Origin of the sequence: Streptomyces sp. NPDC056144 (assembly GCF_042264145.1) — a bacterium.
Classification (GTDB): Bacteria; Actinomycetota; Actinomycetes; order Streptomycetales; family Streptomycetaceae; genus Streptomyces.
The window spans coordinates 337,274-361,897 of the sequence record NZ_JBHJVF010000005.1 but is presented as its reverse complement, the minus strand read 5'-3'; the positions used below and the strand labels follow the sequence as shown (position 1 = coordinate 361,897).

Annotated in this window: 24 protein-coding genes; 12 read left to right on the top strand and 12 right to left on the bottom strand. The window is 73.3% G+C overall.

Annotated elements, in window-relative coordinates; translation table 11 throughout:
- Window positions 1-47: 47 nt before the first annotated feature.
- From ACFC0Z_RS18310 to ACFC0Z_RS18285, 6 genes are all read right to left on the bottom strand, one after another.
- Window positions 48-1,040: an RNA polymerase sigma factor gene (locus ACFC0Z_RS18310; protein WP_376439148.1), complete on the bottom strand. Its 993-nt coding sequence runs from the start codon at window positions 1,038-1,040 to the stop codon at window positions 48-50.
- Window positions 1,041-1,199: 159 nt separating this feature from the next.
- Entirely contained in the window at window positions 1,200-3,095 is a 1,896-nt protein-coding gene (dnaG, locus tag ACFC0Z_RS18305; protein WP_376438654.1) for a DNA primase, read from the bottom strand.
- 17 nt (window positions 3,096-3,112) lie between these two features.
- Window positions 3,113-4,372 (bottom strand): NAD(P)/FAD-dependent oxidoreductase, encoded by a 1,260-nt coding sequence (locus ACFC0Z_RS18300; protein WP_376438652.1) that lies wholly within the window; start codon window positions 4,370-4,372, stop codon window positions 3,113-3,115.
- Between the two features lie 107 nt (window positions 4,373-4,479).
- Window positions 4,480-5,802, bottom strand: a complete 1,323-nt coding sequence (locus ACFC0Z_RS18295; RefSeq protein ID WP_376438649.1) for a deoxyguanosinetriphosphate triphosphohydrolase — start codon at window positions 5,800-5,802, stop codon at window positions 4,480-4,482.
- A gap of 35 nt (window positions 5,803-5,837) precedes the next feature.
- Window positions 5,838-6,653, bottom strand: coding sequence for a sirohydrochlorin chelatase (locus ACFC0Z_RS18290; protein WP_376438646.1), 816 nt, complete (start codon window positions 6,651-6,653; stop codon window positions 5,838-5,840).
- Between the two features lie 486 nt (window positions 6,654-7,139).
- Entirely contained in the window at window positions 7,140-7,622 is a 483-nt protein-coding gene (locus tag ACFC0Z_RS18285; RefSeq protein ID WP_376438644.1) for a GNAT family N-acetyltransferase, read from the bottom strand.
- A 76-nt stretch (window positions 7,623-7,698) separates the two neighbouring features.
- On the opposite strand from ACFC0Z_RS18285, the gene ACFC0Z_RS18280 reads away from it, so the two are divergent.
- From ACFC0Z_RS18280 to ACFC0Z_RS18270, 3 genes are all read left to right on the top strand, one after another.
- The gene (locus ACFC0Z_RS18280; RefSeq protein WP_376438641.1) at window positions 7,699-8,433 is read left to right on the top strand and encodes an aquaporin; all 735 of its coding nucleotides are present in this window, start codon (window positions 7,699-7,701) and stop codon (window positions 8,431-8,433) included.
- 29 nt (window positions 8,434-8,462) lie between these two features.
- Entirely contained in the window at window positions 8,463-9,173 is a 711-nt protein-coding gene (locus tag ACFC0Z_RS18275; protein WP_376438639.1) for a vancomycin high temperature exclusion protein, read from the top strand.
- 72 nt (window positions 9,174-9,245) lie between these two features.
- A complete protein-coding gene (locus ACFC0Z_RS18270) occupies window positions 9,246-11,420 on the top strand; it encodes a molybdopterin oxidoreductase family protein (RefSeq protein ID WP_376438636.1) in 2,175 nt (724 codons plus the stop codon).
- On the opposite strand, the gene ACFC0Z_RS18265 is transcribed toward ACFC0Z_RS18270, so the two are convergent.
- Together ACFC0Z_RS18265 and cutA are read right to left on the bottom strand one after the other, a co-directional pair.
- A complete protein-coding gene (locus ACFC0Z_RS18265; RefSeq protein WP_376438633.1) occupies window positions 11,359-11,790 on the bottom strand; it encodes a gamma-glutamylcyclotransferase family protein in 432 nt (143 codons plus the stop codon). The genes ACFC0Z_RS18270 and ACFC0Z_RS18265 overlap by 62 nt on opposite strands.
- The gene (gene cutA, locus ACFC0Z_RS18260) at window positions 11,787-12,134 is read right to left on the bottom strand and encodes a divalent-cation tolerance protein CutA (protein WP_376438630.1); all 348 of its coding nucleotides are present in this window, start codon (window positions 12,132-12,134) and stop codon (window positions 11,787-11,789) included. Before cutA ends, ACFC0Z_RS18265 begins: the two co-directional genes overlap by 4 nt.
- A gap of 607 nt (window positions 12,135-12,741) precedes the next feature.
- Between cutA and ACFC0Z_RS18255 the strand changes: the two genes are divergently transcribed.
- Window positions 12,742-13,548: an aminotransferase class IV gene (locus ACFC0Z_RS18255; protein WP_376438627.1), complete on the top strand. Its 807-nt coding sequence runs from the start codon at window positions 12,742-12,744 to the stop codon at window positions 13,546-13,548.
- Here the strand turns inward: ACFC0Z_RS18255 and ACFC0Z_RS18250 are convergent.
- Window positions 13,485-14,489, bottom strand: a complete 1,005-nt coding sequence (locus ACFC0Z_RS18250) for a helix-turn-helix domain-containing protein (RefSeq protein ID WP_376438624.1) — start codon at window positions 14,487-14,489, stop codon at window positions 13,485-13,487. The genes ACFC0Z_RS18255 and ACFC0Z_RS18250 overlap by 64 nt on opposite strands.
- 343 nt (window positions 14,490-14,832) lie before the next feature.
- Here ACFC0Z_RS18250 and ACFC0Z_RS18245 point away from each other — a divergent pair, with 343 nt between their 5' ends.
- From ACFC0Z_RS18245 to ACFC0Z_RS18235, 3 genes are all read left to right on the top strand, one after another.
- Window positions 14,833-15,057, top strand: a complete 225-nt coding sequence (locus tag ACFC0Z_RS18245; protein ID WP_376438621.1) for a hypothetical protein — start codon at window positions 14,833-14,835, stop codon at window positions 15,055-15,057.
- Window positions 15,058-15,508: 451 nt separating this feature from the next.
- Window positions 15,509-16,066 carry a hypothetical protein gene (locus tag ACFC0Z_RS18240; protein WP_376438618.1) on the top strand — a complete coding sequence of 186 codons (558 nt, stop codon included), beginning with the start codon at window positions 15,509-15,511 and terminating at the stop codon, window positions 16,064-16,066.
- Window positions 16,067-16,207: 141 nt separating this feature from the next.
- Window positions 16,208-16,828 carry a class F sortase gene (locus ACFC0Z_RS18235; protein ID WP_376438615.1) on the top strand — a complete coding sequence of 207 codons (621 nt, stop codon included), beginning with the start codon at window positions 16,208-16,210 and terminating at the stop codon, window positions 16,826-16,828.
- Here the strand turns inward: ACFC0Z_RS18235 and ACFC0Z_RS18230 are convergent.
- Window positions 16,812-17,618 (bottom strand): TSUP family transporter, encoded by an 807-nt coding sequence (locus ACFC0Z_RS18230; protein WP_376438612.1) that lies wholly within the window; start codon window positions 17,616-17,618, stop codon window positions 16,812-16,814. The two genes, ACFC0Z_RS18235 and ACFC0Z_RS18230, sit on opposite strands and share 17 nt — an antisense overlap.
- A gap of 181 nt (window positions 17,619-17,799) precedes the next feature.
- On the opposite strand from ACFC0Z_RS18230, the gene ACFC0Z_RS18225 reads away from it, so the two are divergent.
- The 5 genes from ACFC0Z_RS18225 to ACFC0Z_RS18205 all read left to right on the top strand — a co-directional run bounded on the left by ACFC0Z_RS18225 (window position 17,800) and on the right by ACFC0Z_RS18205 (window position 23,457).
- The gene (locus tag ACFC0Z_RS18225; RefSeq protein ID WP_376438609.1) at window positions 17,800-19,059 is read left to right on the top strand and encodes an NAD(P)/FAD-dependent oxidoreductase; all 1,260 of its coding nucleotides are present in this window, start codon (window positions 17,800-17,802) and stop codon (window positions 19,057-19,059) included.
- Window positions 19,056-21,569, top strand: coding sequence for a nitrite reductase large subunit NirB (gene nirB, locus ACFC0Z_RS18220; RefSeq protein ID WP_376438607.1), 2,514 nt, complete (start codon window positions 19,056-19,058; stop codon window positions 21,567-21,569). Before ACFC0Z_RS18225 ends, nirB begins: the two co-directional genes overlap by 4 nt.
- A gap of 32 nt (window positions 21,570-21,601) precedes the next feature.
- Window positions 21,602-21,949, top strand: a complete 348-nt coding sequence (gene nirD, locus ACFC0Z_RS18215; protein ID WP_376439146.1) for a nitrite reductase small subunit NirD — start codon at window positions 21,602-21,604, stop codon at window positions 21,947-21,949.
- Window positions 21,950-21,986: 37 nt separating this feature from the next.
- Window positions 21,987-22,574, top strand: a complete 588-nt coding sequence (locus ACFC0Z_RS18210) for a TetR/AcrR family transcriptional regulator (RefSeq protein ID WP_376438604.1) — start codon at window positions 21,987-21,989, stop codon at window positions 22,572-22,574.
- A 112-nt stretch (window positions 22,575-22,686) separates the two neighbouring features.
- Window positions 22,687-23,457, top strand: coding sequence for an SDR family NAD(P)-dependent oxidoreductase (locus ACFC0Z_RS18205; RefSeq protein WP_376438601.1), 771 nt, complete (start codon window positions 22,687-22,689; stop codon window positions 23,455-23,457).
- Between the two features lie 21 nt (window positions 23,458-23,478).
- On the opposite strand, the gene ACFC0Z_RS18200 is transcribed toward ACFC0Z_RS18205, so the two are convergent.
- Entirely contained in the window at window positions 23,479-23,901 is a 423-nt protein-coding gene (locus ACFC0Z_RS18200) for a VOC family protein (protein WP_376438599.1), read from the bottom strand.
- Between the two features lie 175 nt (window positions 23,902-24,076).
- Window positions 24,077-24,526, bottom strand: a complete 450-nt coding sequence (locus ACFC0Z_RS18195) for a group III truncated hemoglobin (RefSeq protein WP_376438596.1) — start codon at window positions 24,524-24,526, stop codon at window positions 24,077-24,079.
- Between the last annotated feature and the right edge of the window lie 98 nt (window positions 24,527-24,624).

The window sequence follows — 24,624 nt, the reverse complement described above, 5'->3', positions numbered from 1 at the left end:
AGGGTCCGCGTCGAGGGGGTGTCCCGCCGGTCCGGCGGGGCACCCCCTCAGTCGAGGTAGCCCCGCAGCTGGTCCGCGTACGCGTGGTCGCGGAGTTTGCCGAGGGTCTTGGACTCGATCTGGCGGATGCGTTCGCGCGTGACGCCGAAGATGCGGCCGATCTCCTCCAGGGTGCGGGGCCTGCCGTCGTCCAGGCCGTAGCGGAGCTGGACGACCTTGCGTTCGCGTTCGCCGAGGGTGGAGAGGACGTCCTCCAGGTGGCGGCGGAGGAGGAGGAAGGCGGCGGACTCGACGGGTGAGGTGGCGTCGCCGTCCTCGATGAGGTCGCCGAGGGAGACGTCCTCCTCCTCGCCGACGGGCGCGTGCAGGGAGACCGGTTCCTGGGCGAGGCGGAGGACCTCGCCGACCCGCTCGGGGGCCAGGTCCAGCTGGGCGGCGACCTCCTCGGCGGTGGGCTCGTACCCCCGCTCCTGGAGCATGCGGCGCTGGACGCGGATGACCCGGTTGATGAGTTCGACGACGTGGACGGGGACCCGGATGGTCCTGGCCTGGTCGGCGAGGGCGCGGGACATGGCCTGGCGGATCCACCAGGTCGCGTACGTGGAGAACTTGTAGCCGCGCGCGTAGTCGAACTTCTCGACGGCCCTGATGAGGCCGAGGTTCCCCTCCTGGACCAGGTCGAGCATGGTGAGGCCACGGCCGACGTACCGCTTGGCGACGGAGACGACGAGGCGGAGGTTGGCCTCGATGAGCTTGCGCTTCGCGATCCGTCCGAGGACGACGAGCCGGTCGAGGTCGCCGGCCAACCGGGTGTCCAGGTCGGGGGTGTTGGCGAGTTTCTCCTCGGCGAAGAGGCCGGCCTCGATCCGGCGGGCCAGGTCGACCTCCTCCACGGCGCTGAGGAGCGGGATGCGGCCGATCTCGCGGAGGTACTGCCGGAAGAGGTCGGAGGAGGGGCCGTTGCCGCCGAGGTCGGTGCGGGCGCGCTGGACGGGTATCTCCGGGAGCTCGGTCTGCTGCTCGTCATCCGGTTCGGAGATCTGGTTCTCGGTCTGGTTCTCGGTCTGGATCTCGGTCTGCACGGCGGGCGACCTCCAGGGAGGGGCGGAACGGCACCGTCATCCAGTGTGGGGTAGGACACATCGCGGCACGAGGGGCGTGCGGTCACTTTTTGAGGTCGCGAAGTGACCCAGCGTGCTTCAGAGCGCCGCCGCTCCGTTGTTTCGCAGCGACTGGCCGTACTGCGTGAGCACCCACAGTTCGTTCTGGACGGCCGCGACCTGCGCGGGATCGCCGTTGGCGCCGAGGCGGGCGAGGGTGCCCTGGACGTCGCGGATGCGGCGGTCGACGGCCCGGAGCCGTACGGTCACGAGCTGGTCGCCCGCGTAGGCCTCGTCGACGGACTTCGCGAAGATCGTCTCGACGGCGAGCTCGGTGACGAGGGCGCGGACCGAGTCGTTGGGCGCGGCCTCGCGGACGGCGTCGAGGTAGTCGGAGGGGGCGCCGGTGGCGCCGCCCGCGTCCTGGACGCACTGGCGGACGGCCGCGTAGGGCGGTGCGGTGAATTCGTCGATCCCGTACGCGTCGAAGGCCGGGGAGACCAGTTCGGGGCGCTGGAGCGCGAGCTTGAGGAGTTCGCGCTCGGTGCGGTGGGCGGGGCTGCGCAGGTTGAGCGCGGGGCCGGGGGTGACGGCGGCCGGCGCCGGGGTGTCGTACGTGCGCTGCTGGGGCCGGTTCTGCCGGTCGGCGCCGCGCTCGCCGCCCTGCCGCTGCCAGCGGGCGATCTGCGAGACCCGGCGGACGACGAACCGCTCGTCGAGGATGCCGAGCATGCCGGCCAGCTGGACGGCGACCTCGTGCTGGGAGGCGATGTTCTTGATCTTCGCGACGATCGGCGCGGCCTCGTCGAGGGCGGCGGCGCGCCCCGCCGGGGTCTCCAGGTCGTACCGGTTCACGATCTGCCGGAGGGCGAACTCGAAGAGCGGGGTGCGGGGCTGGACGAGCTCGACGACGGCCTCGTCGCCCTTGGCGAGCCGCAGTTCGCAGGGGTCCATGCCGTCGGGGGCGATGGCGATGTACGTCTCCGCCGCGAACTTCTGGTCGTCCTCGAAGGCGCGCAGGGCGGCCTTCTGGCCGGCGGCGTCGCCGTCGAAGGTGAAGATCACCCGGGCCGAGCCGTTGTCCATGAGGAGGCGGCGGAGGATCTTGATGTGGTCGGCGCCGAAGGCGGTGCCGCAGGTGGCGATGGCGGTGGTGACGCCGGCGAGGTGGCAGGCCATGACGTCGGTGTAGCCCTCGACGACGACGGCCCGGCTGACCTTGGCGATGTCCTTCTTCGCCAGGTCGACGCCGTAGAGCACCTGGGACTTCTTGTAGATCGGCGTCTCGGGCGTGTTGAGGTACTTGGGGCCGTTGTCGTCGTCGCGGAGCTTGCGCGCGCCGAAGCCGACGATCTCGCCGCCGACGTCCCTGATCGGCCACATGAGGCGGCCGCGGAAGCGGTCGATGGGGCCGCGGCGGCCGTCCTGGGAGAGGCCGGAGAGGATCAGCTCCTTGTCGGAGAAGCCCTTGCCGCGCAGGAAGCGGGTGAGGTGGTCCCAGCCGGCCGGGGAGTAGCCGACGCCGAAGTGGGCGGCGGCGGCCTGGTCGAAGCCGCGCTCGGCGAGGAACTTGCGGCCGATCTCGGCCTCGGGCGAGCCGAGTTGGTCGATGTAGTACTGGGCGGCGACCTTGTGCGCCTCGACCAGGCGGATGCGCTCCCCGCGCTGGTGGCCGGGGTTGTAGCCGCCCTCCTCGTACCGCAGGGTGATGCCCGCCTTCGCGGCGAGGCGCTCGACCGTCTCCGAGAAGGAGAGGTGGTCGATCTTCATCACGAAGGCGATGGTGTCGCCGCCCTCCTGGCAGCCGAAGCAGTGGAACAGTCCCTTGCTGGGGCTGACCTGGAAGGAGGGCGACTTCTCGTCGTGGAAGGGGCAGAGACCCTTGAGGTTTCCGCCGCCCGCGTTGCGCAGCTGGAGGTACTCGGACACGACGGCGTCGATCGGGACCGCGTCCCGTACCGCCTTCACGTCGTCTTCGTTGATCCTGCCTGCCACGCAGGAAGTCTACGTGGTCAGACGAGTGATTCCAGGGGTACGGAGGGGTCGCAGAGGGCGTCCGCATCCACGGGGGTACGGGCGCGGATGAGCTGCTGGATCGGGTCTGTGACGTCCCACACGTTCACGTTCATCCCGGCGAGGACCCGGCCCTCCTTCAGCCAGAAGGCGATGAACTCGCGCTTGCCCGTGTCGCCCCGGACGACGACCTGGTCGTACGTCCCCGGGGGCGCCCAGCCCGAGTACTCCATGCCCAGGTCGTACTGGTCGGAGAAGAAGTACGGCACCCGGTCGTAGGAGACGTGCTGCCCGAGCATGGCGCGGGCGGCGGCGGGGCCGCCGTTGAGGGCGTTGGCCCAGTGCTCGACGCGGAGCCGGTGGCGCAGGAGCGGGTGGTGGGCGGCGGCGACGTCGCCGGCCGCGTAGACGTCGGGGTCGGAGGTGCGCAGCGACTCGTCGACGGCGATGCCGCCGCCGTCGGCGCGGTCCACGAGCGCGAGCCCGGAGTTCTCGGCGAGGGCGGTGCGGGGGGCGGCGCCGATCGCGGCGAGCACGGCGTGCGCCGGGTGCTCCTCGCCGTCGTCGGTGCGGACGGCGAGGACCATGCCGTCCTGGCCGACGATCTCGGTGATCCGGGCGCCGAAGTGGAAGCGGACGCCGTGGTCGGCGTGGAGGTCGGCGAAGAGCTGGCCGAGCTCGGGGCCGAGGACCCGGTGGAGCGGGGTGGGGTCGGCCTCGACGACGGTGACCTCGGCGCCGTAGCCGCGGGCGGCGGCGGCGACCTCCAGGCCGATCCAGCCGCCTCCGGCGATCACCAGGTGGCCGTTGTCCCGGCCGAGTCCGGTGAGGACCTGGCGGAGCCGGTCGGCGTGGGCGAGGCGGCGCAGGTGGTGGACGCCGGCGAGCTCGGTGCCGGGGACGTCGAGACGGCGGGGCTCGGCGCCGGTGGCGAGGAGCAGCTTGTCGTACCGGATGACGGTGCCGTCGCCGAGGCGGACGGTGTGCGCGTCGCGGTCGATCGCGGTGACGGACTGGCCGAGGTGCAGTTCGATGTCGTGCGCCGCGTACCAGGCGGCCTCGTGGACGAAGACGCTGTCGCGCTCCTTCGCGCCGGTCAGGTAGCCCTTGGAGAGCGGCGGCCGTTCGTAGGGGTGGTCGCGTTCGTCGCCGATCAGGATCACCCGGCCGTTGTACCCCTCCTCGCGGAGGGTCTCCGCCGCCTTGGCCCCTGCCAGGCCCCCGCCGACGATGACAAAGGTCTGATCTGCGTCGACCACGTCGATTCCTCCTCGTTGCGACCGCTTCCAACCTACGCCCCCGGGGCGTGCCTGCGAGGGTCCCGCACGGAACGGGACGGCGGAAGAGGGCCGGGACGCGGACCGGCTCAGCGGTGGTGGGGGTGCAGATGGGGATGGAGGTAGGTGTGGAGGGCGCGGGCGGAGGCGTCGGTGAGGCTGGCGATCTGGTCGACGATCACCCGCTTGCGGGCCCGGTCGTCGGGGGCCGCGTCGAACGCGGCCCTGAACTGCGGTTCGAGGCCGTCGGGGGCGCGCAGGACGAGGGCCTCGGCGAGTTCGGTGACGACGACCCGCTGGTCGGCGCGGAGCACCTCCTGCTCGGCGCGCTGCATCACGTACCGGTCGGCGACCGCCTTGAGAACGGCGCATTCGTGCCGGGTCTCGCGCGGGACGACGAGCTCCGCCCCGTACCGCGTGAGGCGTCCGGATCCGTACTCCTGCCGCGTGGCGGCCTCGGCGGCGAGGCAGAAACGGCCGATGAGCTGGCTGGTGGCGTCCTTGAGGCGGGCCTGCGCGACGGCCGAGCCGTCGTAGCCGTGCGGCCACCACTCCTGGTCGACGAGGCGGTCGAGGGCCTCGGCGAGCTCCTGGGGGTCGGTGTCCTCGGGGACGTAACGCCCGATGGCGACGGCGAAGATGTCGGCGCGCTCGGGCTCCGCGAGGAGGAGGTTCGGGTCGATGTGGCCGGCGTGCAGGCCGTCCTCGAAGTCGTGGACCGAGTAGGCCACGTCGTCGGACCAGTCCATGACCTGGGCCTCGAAGCACTTGCGGTGGGCGGGGGCGCCCTCGCGGATCCAGGCGAAGACGGGGAGGTCGTCCTCGTACACCCCGAACTTGGGCGAGCCCGGGTCCTCGGGGTGACCGCCGCGCGGCCAGGGGTACTTGGTGGCGGCGTCGAGCGCGGCCCGGGTGAGGTTGAGCCCGACGCTGACGAGCTCGCCCTCGTCGTTCTTCACGAAGCGCTTGGGCTCGATACGGGTGAGGAGGCGCAGCGACTGGGCGTTGCCCTCGAAGCCGCCGCAGTCCTTGGCGACGTCGTTGAGCGCCTGCTCGCCGTTGTGCCCGAAGGGCGGGTGGCCCATGTCGTGGGAGAGGCAGGCGGCTTCGACGAGATCGGGATCGCAGCCGAGGGCGGCGCCGAGCTCACGGCCGACCTGGGCGCACTCCAGGGAGTGGGTGAGCCGGGTACGGGGGCTGGCGTCCCACCGGTGGCCCCGGGTGCCGGGGGTGACGACCTGGGTCTTCCCGGCGAGTCTGCGCAGGGCGGCGGAGTGCAGGACGCGGGCGCGGTCGCGCTGGAAGGCGGTGCGGCCGGGCCGCTTGTCGGGCTCGGCGGCCCAGCGCTCGGTGGCGGCGGTGTCGTAGCCGGGCGTGCCGGTGGTACCCGTGGTGTCCTCGATGCCTTCCATGTCTCGAAGGTAACCGGAGGCACCGACAGAAGCGCTCAGATGGCGACGAGTTGCCGCACGCCGCTCACGGAAAGGGCGGGGCGGCCCTCCTCGTACCGGCGCAGGACCAGGCGCGCCAGGGCCGGGTGGTCGCCGAGCGGAGCGGAGGCGATCCAGGGAGCGTGGGCGGCGGCGCGGGTCGCGAAGAGGCCGGGAGCGGTGAAGCAGGAGGCGACGGCGACGCGGTGCCGGCCGCGGGCGGCGAAGGCGCGGAGGGCGTCGGGGACGGTGGGGGCGGCGGCGGAGGCGTACGCGGGGACGACGGGCACGCCTCCGAGGCGCTCGCCGAGGAGGGCGGCGATCCGCCGGGTCTCGGCGCCGGAACGGGGGTCCCGCGAACCGGCCGAGGCCAGCACCACGCCGTCCCCACCGACCCCGCCGTCCCCACCGACCCCGCCGTCTTCGCCGACCCCGCCGTCCTCGCCGACCCCTCCGACCCATCCGGCCTCGGCGAGCCGGTCGGCCAGCGCCTCGACGAGGAGCGGGTGGGCGCCCAGGGGCCGGGCGACGGCGGCGCGGAGCCCCGGTACGGCCGCGACGGCGGCGGGCAGGTCGTGGGTGACGTGGTGGCCGGGCGCGAACAGCAGCGGTACGAGGACGGCCTCGCGCCCCTCGGCGGCGATCCCCGCGAGCGTCTCGTCGAGCGGCGGCGCGTCGATCTCGATGTGCGCGAGCCGCACGTCGAGCCCGGGCCGCGCCTCCCGCACCCGGCGGAGCAGACGCTCCAGGGTCTCCCGGGCGCGGGGGTCCCGCGAGCCGTGCCCGACGGCGACGAGAACGGGCTGCCGGAAGGGGGTACGAGGCGGGGTCATGCCCCTGATCGTGCCGCCGCGACGTTGCGTCCCCGTTGCGCGGGGGTCACGGGTGATTGCGCCGGCCTCACACGCGGCCCGCACCCCCTGTGGGCACCAACCGGGCTGCGCCCCGCCGTTTCGTTGCGGGCCGCGCCCGCGCCCGCGTGTGGGCTGCGCCCGCCGTTGCGTTGTGGGCATGCGTTCCGCCGGGGCGGAACGGGTGGGCACAACGGAACGGCGCCCCTGCCGGGCCTAGGCTTCCGCGCCTGGACCCGCACCCCCAGTGCGGTGCGGTACCGGTGCGGGTTCAGGCGCGGAGTGCGAGGCGCCGCTGAGGGCGCCGTCCCGTGTGCCCACCCGTCCCGCCCTGCGGGACGATTGCCCACACGGGGGGCGCGGCCGGGCACCGGCCCCCGGGCGCGGGCGCCGCCCGCAACGAAACGGAGGGGCGCCGCCCACACGTGGGCCCGGCCTGCAGCGGGCCGGAACGGCGGGGCGGATCGGTCAGGCGGTCGGGTTCCACGTGTAGCGGACGTCCGGTTCGCGTTCCTCGTTGCGGGCGCCGTCCGTGCGTTCCGCCGCGACGAAGCCGTGCCGTTCGTAGAAGCGCGCGGCCGGGCCGTTGACCTGGAAGGTCCAGAGCGTCAGGCCGTCCGGGCTGCGCCGCTTGGCCAGGTCCACGAGCCGGTCCCCGACGCCCCGCCCGCGCCACGGCGGGTCCACGTAGAGCTGGTCGAGCTCCTCGCCGTCGAGGACGAGGAGGGCGACGACCTCGCCGTCGGCGGTGGCCACCCAGGCCTCCTGGTGGGGCACGACCACGTGCCGGATCCAGGACCGGACCTCGTCGTCCGTGTGGGCCCGGCGCACGTCCGGGAGCGCCGCCGTGTAGGAGCGGAGCCAGACCTCGGCGGCGGCGGGGGCGTCGGCCTCCTCGGCCCGGCGGATGTCCAGGGGGTGCAAGGGGGGCAAGGGGGCCTTGTTGATCATGGGCCGGATCGTACGGGTTCGACCCCGCCCCCCACTCTTCCTTTTTCGTTCCGGATCACGGAAAATCTTTTCCGCTATGAGAATGTCACCGCCCTCCCTCCCCCGCCGCGCCGCCGCCGAGTTCATCGGCACCGCCGCCCTCGTCGCCGTCGTCGTCGGCTCCGGCATCCGCGCCGACGCGCTCAGCCAGGACATCGGCGTCCGGCTGCTCGCCAACGCCGCCGCCTCCGCCCTCGGCCTCGGGCTCCTCATCGCGCTCATCGGGCCGCTCTCCGGGGCCCACTTCAACCCGGTCGTCACCCTCTCCGAGTGGTGGTCCGACCGCCGCGACAGCGAGAAGGCCCGGCAGGCCCGGCAGGCCCTCGTCTACATCGGCGCCCAGCTCGCCGGCGCCGTCGCCGGCGCCCTCCTCGCCGAGGCCATGTTCGGCCGCGCGCCCGGCTCCTGGGCCACCGAGCCCCGCTCGGCCCCCCACCTGCTGCTCGGCGAGGCCGTCGCCACCGCCGGGCTCGTCCTCGTCGTGCAGGGCCTGCGCCACATCGGCCGCCCCGGCCTCGCCCCGGTCGCCGTCGCCGGGTACATCGCCGCCGCCATCTGGTTCACCTCCTCCGGCTCCTTCGCCAACCCGGCCGCCACCCTCGGCCGCGCCTTCACCGACTCCTTCACCGGCATCGCCCCCGGCTCCGTCCCCGCCTACGCCGCCGCCCAGCTCCTCGGCATGGTCCTCGGCCTCACGCTCTCCGGTGTGCTGTACGGAACAGTCCGCCGCGCCGGTGAACCGAATCCCGCCGAAGCGCGTCGGACGGGGTGACAGCGCACCCCACCCACGGAGGCCCCCGCATGACCGGACGACCCGGACGACCCGGACGACGGCTCACCCGACTGATCCCCCGTACCACCCGGGCCCGCCGCCGCACCGTCCAGGCCGTCATGCTCGGCGCCGTCCTCGCGCTCGCCCCCGCGACCTGGATGCACACGGCCGCCGCCGGGAAGCTCCGTACCGCCGCCGACGTCCCCGCCCGGGACGTCGCCGTCGTCTTCGGCGCCGGACTGTGGAACGGCCGCCCGACCCCGTACCTCGCGCACCGCCTCGACACCGCCGCCGAGCTCTACCGCACCGGCAAGGTCCGTGTCCTGCTCGTCACCGGCGACAACAGCAGGACCTCCTACGACGAACCCAGCGCCATGCGCGCGTACCTCGCCGAACGCGGGGTCCCCGAGACCCGGATCGTCAGCGACTTCGCGGGCTTCGACACCTGGGACTCCTGCGTCCGCGCCAAGAAGGTCTTCGGTGTCGACCGGGCCGTCCTCGTCACCCAGGACTTCCACATCAAGCGCGCGGTCGCCCTCTGCGACCGGGCGGGAGTGGAGTCGTACGGCGTCGGGGTCGCCGAACCCCACGACAGCGTCTGGTACTACGGCACCACCCGCGAGATCCTCGCCGCGGGCAAGGCCGCCCTCGACGCGGGGACCCGCCGCACCCCCACCTTCCTCGGCCCGGAGGAGAAGGGCGTCGCCGAGGCCCTGGCCTCACCGGCGCCGACCCGGTGAGCTGAGCGGAGAGCCCCCCGGCCGTAATACGCCGCGCCGTCCCGCGTAACACGCCTGACCCACGCTGGCCGCATGTCCGACGCCACCACCGGTGCCACGACCGGCGCCACCACCGGTGCCACCGCCTCCCCGGTCCCGACGCCGACGCCGACGCCGACACCGACGCACTGCCCCTACTGCGCCCTGCAGTGCGGCATGTCGCTGCGCCCCACCGGCGACCCGGCCCTCCCCGCCGAGGTGGTCGAGCGGACCGACTTCCCCGTCAACCGGGGCGCGCTCTGCGGCAAGGGCCGCACCGCCCCCTCCGTACTCTCCTCCCGGGTCCGGCTCACGGAGCCCCTGGTCCGACGCCCTGACACCGGGGCCCTGGAGCCCGCGACCTGGGAGGAGGCGCTCACCGCCGTCGCCGAAGGACTACGGGGGACCCGAGCCGACCACGGCGCCGACGCCGTGGGGGTCTTCGGCGGCGGCGGGCTCACCAACGAGAAGGCGTACACGCTCGGCAAGTTCGCCCGCGTCGTGCTCGGCACCTCGCAGATCGACTACAACGGCCGCTTCTGCATGTCCTCCGCCGCCGCCGCGGGCAACAAGGCCTTCGGCCTCGACCGGGGACTCCCCTTCCCGCTGGAGGACATCCCGAAGACCGGCTGCGTGATCCTCGTCGGCTCCAACCTCGCCGAGACCATGCCGCCCGCCCTGCGCTACCTCACCGAACTGCGCGCCAACGGCGGCCGGTTGATCGTGATCGACCCGCGCCGGACCCGTACCGCCGAACAGGCCGACCTCCACCTCGCCCCGCGCCCCGGCACCGACCTCGCGCTCGCCCTCGGCATGCTGCACCTCGTGGTCTCCGAAGGCCGGGTCGACGAGGAGTTCGTGGCGGAACGCACCGAGGGCTGGGCCGCCGCCCGCGCCGGGTCCATGTCCCACTGGCCGGAGCAGGTCGAGCGGATCACGGGCGTGCCCGTGCCGCGCCTGCGCGAGGCCGTCGCGATGTTCTGCGAGGCCGAGACCGGCATGGTCCTCACCGCGCGCGGCCCCGAGCAGCAGTCCAAGGGCACCGACACCGTCGGCGCCTGGATCAACCTCTGCCTCGCCACCGGCCGCGCCGGACGGCCGTACTCCGGGTACGGCTGCCTCACCGGCCAGGGCAACGGCCAGGGCGGCCGCGAACACGGCCAGAAGGCCGACCAGTTGCCCGGCTACCGCAAGCTCGACGACCCCGCCGCCCGCGCGCACGTCGCCGAGGTCTGGGGCGTTCCGCCGGAAACCCTGCCCGGGCCCGGGCGGAGCGCGTACGAGCTCCTCGACGCGCTCGGCGGCGACATCAAGGCCCTGCTCCTCATGGGCTCCAACCCGGTCGTCTCCGCCCCCGCCGCCGCGCACGTCGAGGAGCGCATCCGCTCGCTCGACTTCCTCGCCGTCGCCGACGTCGTCCTCTCCGAGACCGCCCGACTCGCGGACGTGGTCCTGCCCGTGACCCAGTGGGCCGAGGAGACGGGAACCATGACCAACCTCGAAGGCCGGGTCCTGCTCCGCCGCCAGGCCCTCACCCCTCCCCCGGGCGTACGGAGCGACCTGGAAGTCCTGCACGCGCTCGCCGACCTCCTCGGACACGACAAGGGCTTCCCCGCCGACCCCGAGGACGTCTTCGACGAACTCCGCCGCGCCTCCGCCGGCGGCGCCGCCGACTACGCGGGCATCAGCTACCGCCGCATCGAGAAGGAGAACGGCGTCTTCTGGCCCTGCCCCGCCGAAGACCACACCGGCACGCCCCGGCTCTTCCTCGACCGCTTCGCGACCCCCGACGGACGCGCCCGCTTCGTACCCGTCGTCCACCGCCCGGCGGCCGAGGAGACCGACTCCGACTACCCGGTGGTCCTCACCACGGGCCGGGTCGTCTCCCAGTACCAGTCCGGCGCGCAGACCCGGCGCGTCGACGAGCTGAACGCGGCGGCACCCGGCCCCTTCGTCGAGCTCCACCCGCGCCTCGCCGAACGGCTCGGCGTCGCCGAGGGCGAACCGCTCGCGGTCGTCTCCCGGCGCGGCCGAGCGGTCGCACCCGCCCGGATCACGACGGCGATCCGCGCCGACACGGTCTTCATGCCCTTCCACTGGTACGGGGAGGGGCGGGCGAACACGCTGGTGAACCCGGCGCTCGACCCGGTGTCGCGGATGCCGGAGTTCAAGGTGTGCGCGGTACGGGTGGAGCGGGTCGAGCGGCTTCCGGAAGCGACTCCGTCATAAACCAGTCGCCGGAGGGAATCAGCGGACCGACCCGGGTCCCCGGCGCGGCCACGTACACCCAGGCGGTCACCGGGCGCCCGTCCCGCTCCCGCACGACCTCGCGGGCGGTCCGCTCGTACCCCGCCTCGCACTCCATCCGGTCCAGTACGCCGAGGAGTTCGCCGTACGCCTCCGGTGCCGCCGTCACGAGCGTGCCCGCGACGACCCCTTCCCCCGGGACGACGACGTACGGATAACCCGGACCGTCGTGCAGGAACGCACCCGGCAGCCGGGCCCCCTCCTCGACGGCGGTCCGGCCGAGAAGGAACCGGTCGTGGTTGTACGCGCCCGGGCGCAGCGTCCCGTACACGAAGAACGGCAGCCCGCTCACGGCCGAGCGACCTCCCTGCCCAGCCACGCCAGATACGCGGCGGAGCCCCGGACGACGGGGATCGCGAGGATCTCGGGCGTCTCGTAGTCGTGCGCGGCGAGGAGATGGGCCTCCAGGGCCTCGTAACCGTCCTCCGTCGTCTTGAACACGACCTGCCACTCCTCGGCGGTCTCGATCGCCCGCCGCCAGTGATAGACGGACGTCACGGGCCCCGACACCTGCGCACAGGCGGCGAGCCGCGCCTCGACGGCGCCACGGGCGAGAGCCTCGGCCTTCTCGGGGCTGTCGGTGGTGGTGAGGACGGTGAGGGCGACGGGGGCGGGGCCGTCGAAGAGGGGGCTCATCCCCTCACGGTACGCGCGGGGCCGCTGCGCGGGGCGTCTCCCCCACCCCGCCCCTTCCCGAAACCGGGGGCGCCGCCCCCGGACCCCCGCGCCTCAGACGCCAGGCGGGCTGAAGCACTCGGGGCTCCGCCCCGGACCCCGCGCCTCAAACGCCGGCGGGGCTGGATTTCCCGCCCTACGGGCGGAAACTCAGCCCGCCCGGCGTTCGAGGCCACAGCAGCCAGGCCACTTCAGCCCGTCCGGCGCTTGAGGACCGGGGCCTGGGGCGGAGCCCGGCACCCCAGCCCCGCCGCGCTTGAGGCGCGGGGTCCGGGGCGGAGCCCCGAATGCTTCAGCCCCGCCGGCCCTTGAGGCACGGGGCCTGGGGCGAAGCCCCGTACTTCAGCCCCGCCGGCACTTGAAGCGCGGGGCCTGGGGCGAAGCCCCGTACTTCAGCCCCGCCGGCACTTGAAGCGCGGGGCCTGGGGCGAAGCCCCGTACTTCAGCCCCGCCGGCGTTTGAGGCGCGGGGTCTGGGGCGGAGCCCCAGTTCGGGAAGGGGCGGGGTGGGGAAAGGGCCCCGCGCAGCGGCCCCCGCCCCCGCCCTCCCCCGGACGTACCGTGGCCCCATGACGACACCGCCCACCCACCCCCCGTACATCGAGATCGACGGCACCCCCGCCCCCGACCCCGACCTCCTCACCACCCTCATGAGCGGCTTCGGGCACTTCACCGCGTTCCAGGTGCGGGACGGGCGGTTCGTGAAGGGGCTCGGGCTGCATCTGGAGCGGCTCGACCGGTCGACGCGGGAGCTGTTCGGGCGGGGGCTGGCCGGGGCCGAGGTCAGGGCCCGGGTCGCGGGGGCCGTCGCCGCCGCCGGGCGGCGGGACTGCTCCGCGCGGGTGTACGTGTACGAGGGCGCCCGGATCGCCGTCGTCGTCGCCGACCCCGCCGCTGACACGCTCGGCGCCCCGCAGCGGCTGATGAGCGTGGAGTACCTGCGCCCCGCCCCGCACCTGAAGCACCTGGGCGGTTTCGGGCAGCACTACCACCGGGCGGCGGCTTTCCGCGCCGGCTACGACGAGGCGCTGCTGACCTCGGGACACGGCGAGATCGCCGAGGCCGCGGTCAGCAACATCGCTTTCTGGGACGGCGTTTCGGTGGTCTGGCCGACGGCTCCCCAACTCTCGGGCGTGACGATGACGCTTCTCGAACCCCTCCTCGGTTCGACGAGGAAGCCGGTGTCGGTGACGGATCTCAAGGACTACCGCGCCGCCTTCGTGGCGAACGCCCGGGGCATCGCCCCGGTCTCCGGCGTCGACACGGTGGACTTCGCGGTGGACGCGGAGCTCATGGAGCGGGTGGGCGCGGCCTACGCCTCCGTCGAGCCGGAGGAGATCCTGCCGTCGGGTCCTTCGGGCAGTCCGCCCAGGTAGTGGGCGAGTGACGGGAGCGCGGTCCACAGCTGGTCGAAGTAGGCCGCGAAGTACCGCATGAACCGGGGGTGTTCGACCATGAAGCCGTTGAGCCGCTGCTTCGGCCCGCCGGAGAAGGCCAGGAACGCGAGACTGTCGTCGATGAGTGCCATGTTGAGGCCGTCGGCGGAGGCCGCGGTCCACCGCAGCACGGCGGCCTCGTAGTTGAGGACGCCGCCGGTCTCGGCGTGGTGGCGCCTGGCCCAGGCGAGGACGTCCGGGTCGGGCACGCCGTCCCGCTCGGGCACGCCGATGATCCGGCGTACGGCGCGCTCGTCCTCGCTGTCGGCGGCGGCCCACTCCTGGACGGCGGCGAAGTACCGGCGGGAGGCGGGGGTGGCGGTCTGGTCCGGCGGGTAGCGGCGGGTGTACGTGACCCGGATCTCGGCGCGCGCCCCGCGTACCCCTTCCTCCGCGGCCTCGTAGAACTCCCGGTTGTCCTTGAACCAGTGGATCCCGGGCAGCCGCTCCCCGCCGACGAACGCCGCCGGGTCGAGCGGCGGGGGCGGGGGCGAGGTCAGGGGTGAGGTCGGGGGCTGCGGGAGTGGTGTGGTCAGGGGGGCGCTCGGCGTCCTCGCAGGCATCATCGGCCTTGCCGCTCCCACCGGCCCCGCCGCCCCTCCGCGCCCCGCCTCCTCGATCTGCCGCCGCGTGCTCCTCCAGCGTTCGCTCCAGTCGGCGGGGTTCCCGCCGAGGGCGCTGACGAGCGTGGACATCTGCTCCCAGGTGGGGAAGCGCTGGCCATTGAGGATCACCGACACGGTGCTGCGCGCGCACTTCATGGGGCGCGCCAGCGCGGCCTGTGTCGGCAGCGTCGGCATCTGTCGGCGCAGCTCCCTCAGGTCGGCGGCGAGCCGCTCCCGCGCTTCCTGTGCCGCCGGCGAGGAGTCCGGGTCAGTCATGAACGGCGCCCTTCGCGTCGCGGAGTGTCTCCGCTCGGTCTCCGATGGTCCGTCATTGTCCGCCGGTTGCCCAGACGTTCGCGGACATCCGCCGACATTCCTCTGGCGTCGGCGCCGGTCTACGCGTGTCTTCCAGCCGTTGGCCGCACCCGGGGACGGCCCCACACTCGGTCACATCGAGCCGGGGCTCGCATCCGGCGGGAAGGAGGACCGGCCATGTGACCTGATCCCGCGCCTTCATGAGAACGGCCAAGGCCGCCCCTCCGCATCCGGACGGAGCTCCGAACGGAGCCCCGAACGGAGCGGGGGGCGGCCTTCCCAGCAACACACAAGGGAGAAGCTCGTGTTCGTCGATTTCAGGGTAGACCTTTCCGTCAGGGGCCTCGCGTTCCTGGCCTCACTCGTCCTCGGCGTCGTCCTGGTGTTCCAGCCGGCGGGCGTCGCGGCCCCGGAGGAGGCGTGGCTGCTCCTCGGGACGCTCGCCGCCCTCGGCGCCGGTGCCCGTACCGGCGCCGGCGCGAGCACTCGTACCGGCGTCCGCACCGGCGCGGGGGCGGTGGCACGGTGACGACGACCGGAACCGAGCGCGTGCGCCACTGCCTCCGGTGCGGCACGGAGACCCCGCACCGCACGACCACCTCACCCGAGGTGAGCTGCTCGGGTGACCGGATCGTCCTCGCCTTCCACGAGTGCCGGCGATGTCGGTACACGTCGGTGGGGGCCGCGGGCCGGGCGTCCGGCTGCATGCCGGCGGGGCCGGGCTGCGGGGCAGACCGCGAGCCGGTCACCCATTCGGAACGGAGTGTCACCTGACGCCTAGACACCCGCACTGACCTGCATAAACGCCGGAAATCCAGGGGACTCGCCGTATCGGACGGCGCAATCCTGATGTCCTGTCAGGAGGCGGGGCGCGCCGCGCGGCCGTTATCTCGGTCACAGAAGGTCCGTCTTCGGGAAGTCCCTCCCGGGAGGACCACCGGCAAGACCGGCATGACCGCTCGCGCGCCCCGGAGGACCCCATGCGCACCACCGCCCGTGCCCGCCTGTTCACCGGAACCGCGCTGACGGTCCTCGCCGTCGGGGCGTTCGCCGCCCCCTCGGCGTACGCGAACGACAACGGCAACAACGACAACGGCTGGAACAACAACAACGACCACAGTTACCAGTCCCTGGAGATCTACCCGTCCTCCGCCGAACCGGGGACGACGGTCACCGTGAACACGCTGGCCTGCGGCGAGCACGGCCACGGCGTGGGTGACGCAAACTCGCTCGGCGCGGGCGAGTTCCAGCTGAGCCCGAGCACCCACAAGGAGGTCGTCGTCGGCCAGTTCCGGGTGCCGGAGCACGTCAAGGCCGGCTCGTACGGCATCAGTGTCGCCTGCGACAACGGGAAGACGGCCCGGGGAGACCTGACCGTCAAGCACCGGGGTCCCAGCGGACACGTCCAGACCGGTGTCGGGGGCAGTATCGGCCCCGACACCGCCCAGGTCACGGCGGGTGCGGCGGTGCTGGCCGCGGCTGCCGTGGGCGGGGTCGTGCTCCTGCGTCGCCGGGCGAGCGGCACGCAGGGCAGCTAGGGACCGGGTCGACCGGGCCCGGGTCACCCCCCGCCCGTCCTGCCCCCACCGCGCGCCCGCACACGGCCCGGCGGGGGCAGGGCCACACTCCCGCCACACTCCCACCGACACTCCCACCGACACGTGACACGAGGATTCCGAGTGAGCAGCAGGAACAAGGGCTGGGGCATAGCCGTGGCCGCCTGCGTGGGCCTCTGGCTGGTCCAGAACGGCTCGCAGGACGTCGCCCCGCCCGTGCCGTCCGCCGCGCAGGCCTTCGCGGCCGGGCCGAGCGTGCACACCGAGGCGGCCGCCGACCCGCTGCCGTACTCGGCGCCGGTGCGGCTGCGCATCCCGGAGACCGACGTGGACACCCCGATGATGCGGCTCGGGCTCGGCGCGAACGGCTCGCTCGACGTGCCGCCGGCCGCGGACCGGAACATGGCCGGCTGGTACGGGGACGGCACACCGCCCGGCGCGAAGGGCACGGCGATCGTCGCCGGGCACGTCGACAACGCGCAGGGACCCGCGGTCTTCTACACGCTGGGGGCCCTGAAGAAGGGCCACCGGATCGAGGTGGACCGGCAGGACGGCCGTACCGCCGTGTTCACGGTCGACGCGGTCGAGGTGTACGCGAACAAGGACTTCCCGGACCGGAAGGTATACGGCGGGACGGACCGCGCCGAGATCCGGCTCATCACCTGCGGCGGCGGCTTCTCCGAGAAGGGCGGCGGCTACCAGGGGAACGTGGTGGCCTTCGGTCACCTCATCGGAGTGCGGTGACGTCCATGCTCAGCCACTGGTCGTAGCCGAGCTTCACGACCAGCGAGCAGACGACGACGAGCAGGACGACGCGCACGAACTCGGTGCCCTTGCTGAGTGCCATCCGCGCGCCGGCCATCCCGCCCGCGAGGTTGAAGACGGCCATGACGGCGGCGAGCTGCCAGTAGACGTTCCCCTGGTAGGCGAACATCGCGAGCGCGCCGGCGTTGGTGCAGACGTTGACGATCTTGGCGGTGGCGGAGGCGGTCACCAGGTCGAGGTGGAGGACGGCGGTCAGCGCGAGGACGAGGAAGGTGCCCGTGCCGGGCCCGAAGAGCCCGTCGTAGAAGCCGATGCCGCCGCCGACGAGGACGATCGCGGTGACGATCCGCGCGCGGGTGAGCGGCGTCCGGTCCGCGCCCTCCGGCCGGGCCCCGAAGGTGGGCCGGAAGAGGACGAAGGCGGCCACGGCGAGCAGGACGACCATGGTCAGCGGGCGGAGCGCGTCCTTGCTGATCATGGAGACGAACGAGGCGCCGGCCATGGAGCCGAGGAGCGCCGCGAGGCCGACCCGCACGGCCATGCCGACCGGGACGGGTGTCCTGCGCGCGTAGGTGATCGCGGCGCCGGTGGTGCCGACGATCGCGACGGCCTTGTTGGTGCCGAGGACGACCGTGTGCGCGCCCGGGAGGCCGATCATCAGGGCCGGGAGCAGCAGCAGCCCTCCCCCGCCCACCACGGCGTCGATCCACCCCGCGACGAGTGCGGCGAGGCAGAGCAGGACAAGGGTGGTGAGCGTTATCTCGGGCATGGCGGCGACCCTACGGAGCGGATCGTTGCCCCGTCCATCGATCCCGTGATCGTTGAGACAGTTCTGAGGTTCGGGGCGTCCGGGGCCTCACACCGCGCCGGGGCACGGGCGGAGATCAGCGTTCCGTACGGGAAACAGGCGGGATGCCGACGGGTAACACCGGCGACGCACGCTTCCGGGTATGAGTACACGGATCGTGGTGGTCGGGGGCGGGACGGCGGGCGCCCGGCTCGCCCAGCGCCTGCCCGTCACCCTCCTCGGCGAGGAGCGGCACGCCCCGTACAACCGGGTGCTGCTCGCCGACGTCCTCGCCGGGCGGTACGCCCCCGAGGTCATCGCCCTGCCCGAGGCCCGGGAGCCGGTGCGGCTCGGGACGCGGGCGGTGCGGATCGACCGGGCGGCGCGGACGGTGGAGTGCGCGGACGGCTCCCTCGTCGGGTACGACCGGCTGGTCCTGGCGACGGGCTCCAACCCGGTCCTGCCGCCCCTGCGGGGCCTGCGCGGCGCCGCGGACCTGCCGGCGGGCGTCCATCCCTTCCGCACCCTGGACGACTGCCTGGCCCTGCGGGCGCTGGTGCGCCCCGGGGTGCGGGCGGTGGTCGTCGGCGGCGGGCTGCTCGGCGTCTCGGCGGCGCGGGCCCTCGCGGAGCTGGGCGCGGAGGTCGTCCTCACGCAGCAGGGCGAGCGCCTGATGGAACGCCAGCTGGACGCGGCGGCCTCGGCCCTGCTCCGCGAGCACGTCGAGTCCCTCGGCGTCGAGGTGCACACCGAGTGCCGGGTGAGCGGTCTGCGGCAGCGGGAGGGCGCGGTGACGGCGGTCGAACTGGCCGACGGCTACGTGCTCGACGCTGGGGTCGTGGTCCTGGCCTGCGGGGTACGGCCCCGGGTGGCCCTGGCCCGCGAGGCGGGGCTCGACGTGGCGCGGGGCGTCGTGATCGACGACGAGCTCCGGACCTCGGACCCGCACATCCACGCGGTCGGCGACTGCGCGGAGCACGCCGGCCACCTCTACGGCCTGGCGGGCCCAGCCGTCGAGCAGGCGGACGCCCTGGCGGACCTGCTGCTCTCGGAGACGGCCGGTCACCGCCGCGCCGGCCCCCTCACCGGCACCCGCTACACCGGCACCCGCGCGCTCACCCGGCTCACGCTCTCCGGTCCCCGGCCGCTCGATCTCGCCGCGTTCGGGGAGGCGACCGCGCAGCCGGGGGACGACGTCGTGCAGCTGACGGACGCGACCCGGGGGGCGTACCGGAAGGTCGTCGTCCGCGGGGACCGGCTCGTCGGGGGCGTCCTGCTCGGCGACCTCGCCGCGGTCGGCACGCTCGCCCGGGCCTGGGAGGGCGACGAAGCCCTCCCCGAGGCCCCTCTTCTCCACCTGCTCACCCACGAAGGCCACGAAGGCCGCACCGGACTCGACGGCCACGACGGAGGCCCCTCATGACCACCCCCACCATCGTCCTGGTCGGCCACGGAATGGTCGGCCAGCGCTTCCTGGAGGCCCTCGCCGAGCGTGGTGTCACCGAGCGCGCCCGGATCGTGGTCCTCTGCGAGGAGCCCCGCCCGGCCTACGACCGCGTCCACCTGACCTCGTACTTCTCCGGCAAGACCCCGGAGGACCTCTCGATGGTCGAGGAGGGCTTCCTGGAGAAGCACGGCATCGAGCTGTACGTGGGCGACCCGGCGGAGTCCGTCGACCGCGAGGCCCGTACCGTCACGGCCCGTTCCGGCCGCGTCTTCGCGTACGACTCCCTGGTCCTGGCCACCGGCTCGTACCCCTTCGTCCCGCCCGTTCCCGGCAAGGACGCCACCGGCTGCTTCGTCTACCGCACGATCGAGGACCTCCTCGCGATCGAGGAGTACGCGAAGACGGCGACGACCGGCGCGGTCGTCGGCGGCGGGCTCCTCGGCCTGGAGGCGGCGGGCGCGCTCAAGGGCCTCGGGCTCGACACGCACGTCGTGGAGTTCGCGCCGCGCCTGATGCCGGTGCAGGTCGACGAGGGCGGTGGCGCGGCCCTGCTCCGCACGATCGAGAAGATGGGCCTGACCGTCCACACGGGCACCGGGACCCAGGAGGTCGTGGTCTCGGCCGACGGCGCCGTGACGGGCATGAGGCTGTCGGACGGCTCCGAACTCGCCACGGACATGGTCGTGTTCTCGGCCGGCGTCCGCCCCCGCGACCAGCTGGCCCGCGACTGCGGTCTGGCCGTCGGCGAGCGCGGCGGCATCACGGTCGACGAGCGGTGCCGTACGTCCGACCCGGCGGTCTTCGCGATCGGCGAGTGCGCGCTCGCCTCGGACGGCCGGGTGTACGGCCTGGTGGCGCCCGGCTACGAGATGGCCCTGACGGTGGCGGCGGCCCTCGACGAGGACGGGGACGGGAAGTCGTTCACCGGCGCCGACCTCTCCACCAAGCTGAAGCTCCTCGGCGTCGACGTCGCCTCCTTCGGCGACGCCCACGGCACCACCGAGGACTGCCTCGACGTCGTGTACGCCGACTCCCGCTCGGGCGTCTACAAGAAGCTGGTCGTCTCCGGCGAGGGCGTCCTCCTCGGCGGCGTCCTGGTCGGCGACGCCGAGCAGTACGGCATCCTCCGCCCGCTCACCGGCTCCGTCCCGCCCGTCTCCCCCGAGCAGCTGGTCCTCCCGGCCGGCCTGGGCGCGCCGGTCGCGCTCGGCCCCTCGGCCCTGCCGGACGACGCCGTCATCTGCTCCTGCCACAACGTCACGAAGCACGCCATCGGCCAGTGCGAGTTGCTCGCCGAGGTGAAGAAGTGCACGAAGGCCGGTACGGGCTGCGGCAGTTGCGTGAAGGTCATCGAGAAGCTGCTCCCGGCCCCGGCCGACAACGGCCTGTGCCGCGACTTCTCGTACACCCGGAGCGAGCTGTACGAGATCGCCCGCACCCTCCGGATCACCTCGTTCGCCGCGCTGCTCGACTCGCACGGCCGGGACGCGGCGAAGGGCGGCGAGGGCTGCGAGATCTGCAAGCCGACCGTCGGCTCGATCCTGGCCAGCCTCAACAATGGCTACATCCTCGACGGCGAGCAGGCCTCCCTCCAGGACACCAACGACCACTTCCTCGCCAACATGCAGCGCAACGGCTCCTACTCGGTCGTGCCCCGCATCCCCGGCGGCGAGATCACCCCGGAGAAGCTGATCGTGATCGGCGAGGTGGCACGGGACTTCGGGCTCTACACGAAGATCACCGGCGGCCAGCGCATCGACCTCTTCGGCGCCCGGGTCGACCAGCTCCCCTCCATCTGGACCCGCCTGGTCGACGCGGGCTTCGAGTCGGGGCACGCGTACGGCAAGTCGCTCCGCACGGTGAAGTCCTGCGTCGGGCAGACCTGGTGCCGCTACGGCGTCCAGGACTCGGTGAGGATGGCGATCCAGCTGGAGCTGCGCTACCGGGGCCTGCGCTCCCCGCACAAGCTCAAGTCGGCGGTCTCGGGCTGCGCCCGCGAGTGCGCGGAGGCGCAGTCGAAGGACTTCGGGATCATCGCCACGGCGAACGGCTGGAACCTGTACGTCGGCGGGAACGGCGGCGCGACCCCGCGCCACGCGGACCTGCTCGCCCAGGACCTCTCGGACGCCGAACTCGTCCGGCTCATCGACCGGTTCCTCATGTTCTACATCCGGACGGCGGACCGCCTGGAGCGGACGTCGACCTGGCTGGAGCGCCTGGAGGGCGGTCTCGCCCACCTCAAGGACGTGGTGGTGCACGACTCCCTCGGCCTCTGCGACGAGCTGGAGGCGCTGATGGCGGCGCACATCGAGGACTACCAGGACGAGTGGGCGCAGACCCTGGACGACCCGGACCGGCTGCGGCGCTTCGTCTCCTTCGTGAACGCGCCCGAGACGCCCGACCCGTCGGTCCGGTTCACGCCGGAGCGCGACCAGATCAAGCCGGATCTCACGTTCCTCACCCTGGAAGGGGTCACCTCCCGATGACGACGCTCGAACCGATGACGACGCTCGAACCGATGCCGACGCCCGAACCGACGTCGACGCTCGAACTCTCCCCTTCTCCCGATGCCTGGATCACGGTCTGCGAGGAGTCCCGGCTCACCCCGGGCCGGGGCGTGGCCGCCCTGCTCCCCGACGGCCGGCAGGCCGCCGTCTTCCGGGACCGCGCGGGACGGACGTACGCGATCGGCAACCGCGACCCGTTCACGGGCGCCCAGGTGCTCTCCCGGGGCCTCCTCGGCTCGGTCGACGGCCGGCCGTTCGTCGCCTCGCCGCTCCTGAAGCAGCGCTTCGACCTGGAGACGGGCCGGTGCCTGGACGACGACGAGGTGACGGTGCCGGTCTATCCGGTCCGCAGGAAGTGACTTGACCGATCGTTCCAGTTGATCGTACGGTCGCTTCATGGCCAGGACCAAGGAATTCGATCCCGAGGCCGCGCTCCGGGCAGCCCTGGAACTCTTCTGGGAGCGCGGCTACGAGGCGACGTCGATGGCCGACCTCGTGGAGCACCTCGGGATCGGCCGGGCCAGTCTCTACGCGACCTTCGGGAACAAGCACGACCTGTACATGAAGGCGCTCGACCGGTACCTGGAGACCCGGGACCCGGAGATCGTCGAGGCGCTCTCGGCGCCGGGGCCGGCCCTGCCGGGCGTACGGGCGCTCGTCCGCCGCTTCACCGCCGAGGCGGCGAGCGAGGGCCGGCAGCGGCTGAACGGCTGCTTCGTCACCAACTCGGCGGCCGAGCTCGCCCCGCACGACCCGGCGGTCGCGCGACGGGTCGAGCTCAGCTGGGAGCAGCTGGAGACGCTGCTGCACGGGGCCCTCGCCCGGGCCCGGGCCGGCGGCGAGCTCCCGGCGGACCGGGACCCGCGCGCGCTGGCCCGGATGCTGCTCGTCCTGCTCCAGGGCATCCGGGTCGTCGGCAAGGCGTCGACGGAGCCGGGCCGGGTCCTGGACGCGGCGGAGCAGGCGCTGGCCCTGCTGGACTGAGGAGTACGAGGGAAGGGCGCCCACGGGGGCGCCCTTTCTTCGGACTCGATTCTAGAACGTACGGTCAAGTTCAGAGCATCGACAACACCACCACATCGCTGAGGAGTCACCCATGACGTCCACGTCCGCCCGCTTCACCGGCCGCTCCGCCCTCGTCACCGGCGCGGGATCCGGCCTCGGCCGGGCCATCGCGCGCGCCCTCGCCGCCGAGGGCGCGAAGGTCGTCGTCTCCGGCCGCACCGCCGGGCCCCTCGCGGAGACGGTGGCCCTCATCGAGGCGGCGGGCGGCACCGCGGCCGCCGTCACCGCCGACGTGACGGACGCCGGGTCCGTGCGGGAGCTCGTACGGCGCACGGTCGCCCTGCACGGCGGGCTCGACGTGGCCGTGAACAACGCGGGGATCTTCCGGGGCGGGCAGAGCGCCGCCGACTTCCCGCTCGACGCGTGGCAGGAGCTGCTCGACACCAACCTGACGGGCGTCCTGCACTCGCTCCAGGCGGAGATCGCGTACATGCGGGCGCACGGCGGCGGCTCGATCGTGAACATCTCGTCCAACCTCGGCGCCCACGTCCGCTTCCCCGGACTCTCCGGCTACCAGGTCTCGAAGGCGGCCGTCTCGGTGCTCACCCGGGCCGCGGCCCTCGACCACATCGCCGAGGGGGTGCGGATCAACGCGGTCAGCCCGGGGGCCTCGGAGTCCGCGATGTCGCTGCTGCCGGGCGAGACCGAGGCCGAGCGGGACGTACGGATGAAGGGACAGTCGCCGCTGGGCCGGCTCTCGTCCGCCGCGGAGGTGGCGGCGGCGGTCCTGTACCTCGCGTCGGACGACGCGGGCTCCGCCGTCGGCACGGACCTGGTGGTCGACGGCGGGGTCTCGGCCTGACCGGTCCCGACCCCTGACGGGTCAGGCCTGGCCGCCCGCGGCGGCGGCCGGGTCCATCCAGAAGACCTCCCAGTGGTGGCCGTCGAGGTCGGCGAAGGAGCGGCCGTACATGAAGCCCATGTCCATCGGCTCCTTCGCCGGGCTGCCACCGGCGGCCAGCGCCGCGTCGGCGAGCTCGTCGGTCTTCTCGCGGCTCTCGGCGCTCAGGGTGATCAGCACCTCGGTGGCCTTCGTGGCGTCGGAGATCGCCTTGCCCGGGGCGGTGAAGCTCGCGAACTTCTCCTCGGTGAGCAGCATCGCGAAGATCGTGTCGCTGATGACCACACAGGCGGCGGTCTCGTCGCTGAACTGCGGGTTGATGGAGTAGCCGAGCTTCTCGTAGAAGGCCTTGCTCGCGTCGAGGTCCTTCACGGGCAGGTTCACGAAGATCATCTGCGGGGCCATGGCGTTCTCTCTTCTTCCGTCGTGCGGTGCTGTCGAGAGGTAAGACCGGCCGACCTCCCGGGACTCATCGCTCCCGGAGAAGATTCTTCGAAGATTTTTTCGCTCCGGCCACTCGGGCCGCACCAGGCCACGTCAGGCCACCTCGTCGGACTGCCCCAGGCCGCCCCAGGCCGCCTCAGGCCGCCGAGCGGAGCCGGATCGCCGCCAGGGGGACGAACCCGCCCTCGCCGCCGCCGGTCGGGGCGTCGCGCCCCGCGAGCCTGCGCAGCAGGGAGAGCGCGATCCGCTCGCCCTGCGCCTTGGCCCGGTCGGCGAGCGGGCCCGTGTGGAGGCCGTCGACGGTGGCGTGCCAGAGCTGCACCCAGCGCCCGAAGTGGGCGGCGGTGAGGGGGCGGGCCGCGTGCAGGGCGGCGTGCGGGGCGAAGGCGTCCTTGCGGTACTCGGCGGTACGGAAGAGGGCGCGCTCCCAGAAGTCGGTGATGCCCGGCAGGTGGGCCTCCAGGTCCGTCCCGGCGACCTCGGTGAAGAAGGGGCCGATGAGGGGGTCGGCGAAGGCGGCGCCGTAGAAGCGGCGGAGCAGCACGTCGAGGTCGGCGCGGTCGCGGATGTCCCTGGTGACAGGCATGCGCCCCAGTCTCCCGCACGGGCCCGGCGTCCCTCCAGAGACGAAGGTCCCGGCAGTCGCCTCTTCCGCTTCACCGCTTGTTGATGCACAGTCAACTC

Bases quoted from the DNA above. Each gene is read 5' to 3' on its own strand.
- ACFC0Z_RS18295 (WP_376438649.1), bottom strand. From the start codon at position 5,802: ATGGAAGGCATCGAGGACACCACGGGTACCACCGGCACGCCCGGCTAC.
- ACFC0Z_RS18290 (WP_376438646.1), bottom strand. From the start codon at position 6,653: ATGACCCCGCCTCGTACCCCCTTCCGGCAGCCCGTTCTCGTCGCCGTC.
- ACFC0Z_RS18285 (WP_376438644.1), bottom strand. From the start codon at position 7,622: ATGATCAACAAGGCCCCCTTGCCCCCCTTGCACCCCCTGGACATCCGC.
- ACFC0Z_RS18280 (WP_376438641.1), top strand. From the start codon at position 7,699: ATGAGAATGTCACCGCCCTCCCTCCCCCGCCGCGCCGCCGCCGAGTTC.
- ACFC0Z_RS18275 (WP_376438639.1), top strand. From the start codon at position 8,463: ATGACCGGACGACCCGGACGACCCGGACGACGGCTCACCCGACTGATC.
- ACFC0Z_RS18270 (WP_376438636.1), top strand. From the start codon at position 9,246: ATGTCCGACGCCACCACCGGTGCCACGACCGGCGCCACCACCGGTGCC.
- cutA (WP_376438630.1), bottom strand. From the start codon at position 12,134: ATGAGCCCCCTCTTCGACGGCCCCGCCCCCGTCGCCCTCACCGTCCTC.
- ACFC0Z_RS18255 (WP_376438627.1), top strand. From the start codon at position 12,742: ATGACGACACCGCCCACCCACCCCCCGTACATCGAGATCGACGGCACC.
- ACFC0Z_RS18250 (WP_376438624.1), bottom strand. From the start codon at position 14,489: ATGACTGACCCGGACTCCTCGCCGGCGGCACAGGAAGCGCGGGAGCGG.
- ACFC0Z_RS18240 (WP_376438618.1), top strand. From the start codon at position 15,509: ATGCGCACCACCGCCCGTGCCCGCCTGTTCACCGGAACCGCGCTGACG.
- ACFC0Z_RS18230 (WP_376438612.1), bottom strand. From the start codon at position 17,618: ATGCCCGAGATAACGCTCACCACCCTTGTCCTGCTCTGCCTCGCCGCA.
- ACFC0Z_RS18225 (WP_376438609.1), top strand. From the start codon at position 17,800: ATGAGTACACGGATCGTGGTGGTCGGGGGCGGGACGGCGGGCGCCCGG.
- nirB (WP_376438607.1), top strand. From the start codon at position 19,056: ATGACCACCCCCACCATCGTCCTGGTCGGCCACGGAATGGTCGGCCAG.
- nirD (WP_376439146.1), top strand. From the start codon at position 21,602: ATGCCGACGCCCGAACCGACGTCGACGCTCGAACTCTCCCCTTCTCCC.
- ACFC0Z_RS18210 (WP_376438604.1), top strand. From the start codon at position 21,987: ATGGCCAGGACCAAGGAATTCGATCCCGAGGCCGCGCTCCGGGCAGCC.
- ACFC0Z_RS18205 (WP_376438601.1), top strand. From the start codon at position 22,687: ATGACGTCCACGTCCGCCCGCTTCACCGGCCGCTCCGCCCTCGTCACC.
- ACFC0Z_RS18200 (WP_376438599.1), bottom strand. From the start codon at position 23,901: ATGGCCCCGCAGATGATCTTCGTGAACCTGCCCGTGAAGGACCTCGAC.
- ACFC0Z_RS18195 (WP_376438596.1), bottom strand. From the start codon at position 24,526: ATGCCTGTCACCAGGGACATCCGCGACCGCGCCGACCTCGACGTGCTG.